The sequence below is a fragment of the Mycobacterium sp. genome, assembly GCF_049683355.1.
In the GTDB taxonomy this organism is placed as follows: Bacteria; Actinomycetota; Actinomycetes; order Mycobacteriales; family Mycobacteriaceae; genus Mycobacterium.
This window is the reverse complement of the sequence record NZ_JBAUJB010000009.1, coordinates 1-2509: the sequence shown is the minus strand read 5'-3', so window position 1 is coordinate 2509 and position 2509 is coordinate 1. Positions and strand designations below refer to the sequence as shown.

3 protein-coding genes are annotated in these 2509 nt (G+C 62.0%); all 3 read right to left on the bottom strand.

Features of this window, described 5'->3' with window-relative positions:
- On the bottom strand, positions 1-338 hold a 338-nt coding region (locus WA944_RS00400), incomplete at its 3' end, for a 9-bladed beta-propeller domain-containing protein (protein WP_526646064.1).
- 212 nt (positions 339-550) lie between these two features.
- Positions 551-1882, bottom strand: a complete 1332-nt coding sequence (locus WA944_RS00395) for a 9-bladed beta-propeller domain-containing protein (RefSeq protein ID WP_526646062.1) — start codon at positions 1880-1882, stop codon at positions 551-553.
- Positions 1883-1946: 64 nt separating this feature from the next.
- Positions 1947-2438, bottom strand: coding sequence for a hypothetical protein (locus WA944_RS00390; RefSeq protein ID WP_526646060.1), 492 nt, complete (start codon positions 2436-2438; stop codon positions 1947-1949).
- Positions 2439-2509: the final 71 nt, after the last annotated feature.

Sequence of the window (2509 nt, the reverse complement as noted above, 5' to 3'; positions counted from 1 at the left end):
CGTCCATCGATCACCCATGCGCTATCGGCAATTCCACCATCCAGGCAGAGAATGTGGGTCGGGCCGTTCAGAAAGCACTCCGGCACCTGCCTCCCCGCACCAAGGGATACGGCGCCGAATAGCGGTTCTCCGCTGTGGACGTCGACTCCCGTCAGCCACCAGTGCCTCTCGTCGCCCACGCCGCTGTCGGCGAGGAAGTATGCCCGTTCTTCGATGCTGCCGATGAATGGTCGCGGATCGATCGGGCGGTTACCGACTGCGATTCGGCTGTCGGTAGTTCGCTGCAGTCCCAGGTCAGCGAGGGAGATTCGCCAGCCGGGGACCGGTTGCTCACGCATCGGCGACGAGAGGACCGCCTCCGGAGGCGGCTGCCAAGCCGCTCGCGCCGCGTTGAGGCGGTATGCGGGCAGCCACCACGTGACAGCCAGTGTGCTTGTGACCGCTAAAACTGCCACGATGGCGGCTCCGGTCAGCCACCGTCTTCGGGTTGGCCTTTTCCCTCGCTCCCCCGACCATGGGTCCACTGCATCGCTACTCGCTGAGAACTTCACTACCCCGGCGCCACCAGTGATAGCAGTTCTGTTCCCTCGTTGGCCAATTGGACGAGCGTGCCGTCGATGTTCCAGATGCGGTCGAGGGAGTCGGGTTCTTTGGGAAGCGTCCAGAGTCGCTCGCAGGAGTTGAGGTCATGGGCCTTCGCGAGCAGTTCCGCGTTCCGGTTGGTCACCTCGAACACCAACGTGGATCCGTCGGTGCCGAGGTAGTTGTGCATCGGGTAGTCGCACACGGGCCCCGCTGTGCCGTCGCGGATGTTGTACTGCTGCCACTCCGGGAATTCTCGGCTGTTGGCAAGATTGGCCATCAAGGTGGTCCCGACAAGTTGACTTGCAGACCCAGGGACCTCGATCAACTTCTGGCCTTGCGCGGAGTACACGATGCTCCGGTCTTCCGACCAGACGACTGGCAGATCTATAGGATCCTCATCGCGTTCGAGTACGCCCTCCTCGCCGTGCTCACCAACACGTTTCCCAGAATCGTCGAAAAACATGATGCTCGAACGCTTTGCGTCTGGGCTGTCGACTTCAGCAGCAAACCCACCTGTGTAGAAGACGGTGTCAATCAGCGTCGAACCGTCGTCAAGATCGGGTTCGATCACACTGCCATCCACTACCGAGAAGACCGTCGCCGACCACGACATCGGATCAACATCGTCTTGTGCGGTCAGGGTCTGTGAACTCGCGCTCGGCCGCGTCGGCGGCGCAATCTGTAGCCTGCCATCGCCTGGGACGAACCACGTCGTCTCGGCCTGCGAACCGATGCCGAACACACCCTCATTCTGAGTAGTTGCGACGGCGTAAATGCCGACCTGGCCGACTGTCAGAGTGCCGAGGTTCCGCTGGAGATCAGTTGGGCCGCTGTAGCCGACTTCCCCAGATCGGCCGTCAATCACCCACGCCAGCTTTGAAGGCACACCATCGAGACACAAGATCTGAGTCGGTCCGTTGAGAAAACAATCCGGCATCTGATTTCCCGAGCGGAGGGGTACTGCGCCGAATAGTGGCCGCCCGCTGTGGACATCGATGCTGACCAGCCACCACTGCGACCCGTCGGCTTCCTCACTGCGAGCCAGGAAGTAGGCATTCGCTCCGATGTTGCCGATGAAAGGTTGCAAGTTGCGCTCGTCGTTACTAACCGCAAGCTTGCTGCCGACAGCGCGGGGCATACCCAACTCTGCGACATTGGTCCGCCAACCGGGTACCGGCTGTTCACGCATCGACGATGCCAACATCGCGTCCGGAGGCGGTTGCCAGGATGCGCGGGCGGAACCAAGGCGGTATGCCGGGAGCCACCAGGTGATGGCTAACGTGGCTGTGACCGCCACGGCCAGCATGATTGCCGTTCCGATGAGCCAGCTACGACGATTTCGCTGTGTGGGCATTCGGTCCTTAATCGCTCGACCGGTTGTACGCCGCAAACACCGCTGCAACTTGGGCATCCGCGGCCTCGTGTGTGGGCAACCCGACCGAGTGCTCGAGGAGAGCGCTCACGCCGGCCCGGTCCTGCCCGAGGCCGCGCATGAGATCAGCTACGACCTCGTGCTGAGCGGCCCTCGCTTTATCCCTCGCCAAAGTCGCTAGTTCAAGGACCTCCTCACCGAGCCGAGCTCCGTCAAGCTGGGACACATCCAGGACCTGAATGCGCTGCAGGCGTCCGCCCAAGGAAGCAATGGCCGATAGCGACCCCGCAGGGTTGGTGACGGTGAAAAACACATCGAGCTGTGGATCACCGTGGTCGTCGACCACGTTGTGGTCATCGCCGCCGCTATCGTCACCCCCGTCCCCGGCCGATGCATGGATTGCGAGGACTTCGAGCATGGCTTCGTCAGTCTCGAGCACGTTTTCGCGCTCGTCGTCATCCCACCCATCGTCACGCGGCATTGGCACGTCTTCTGCAGCGACGGGCAGATCTCACAGTCCACACGAGTCGATGTCCTTCTTGGCGCGCCAGT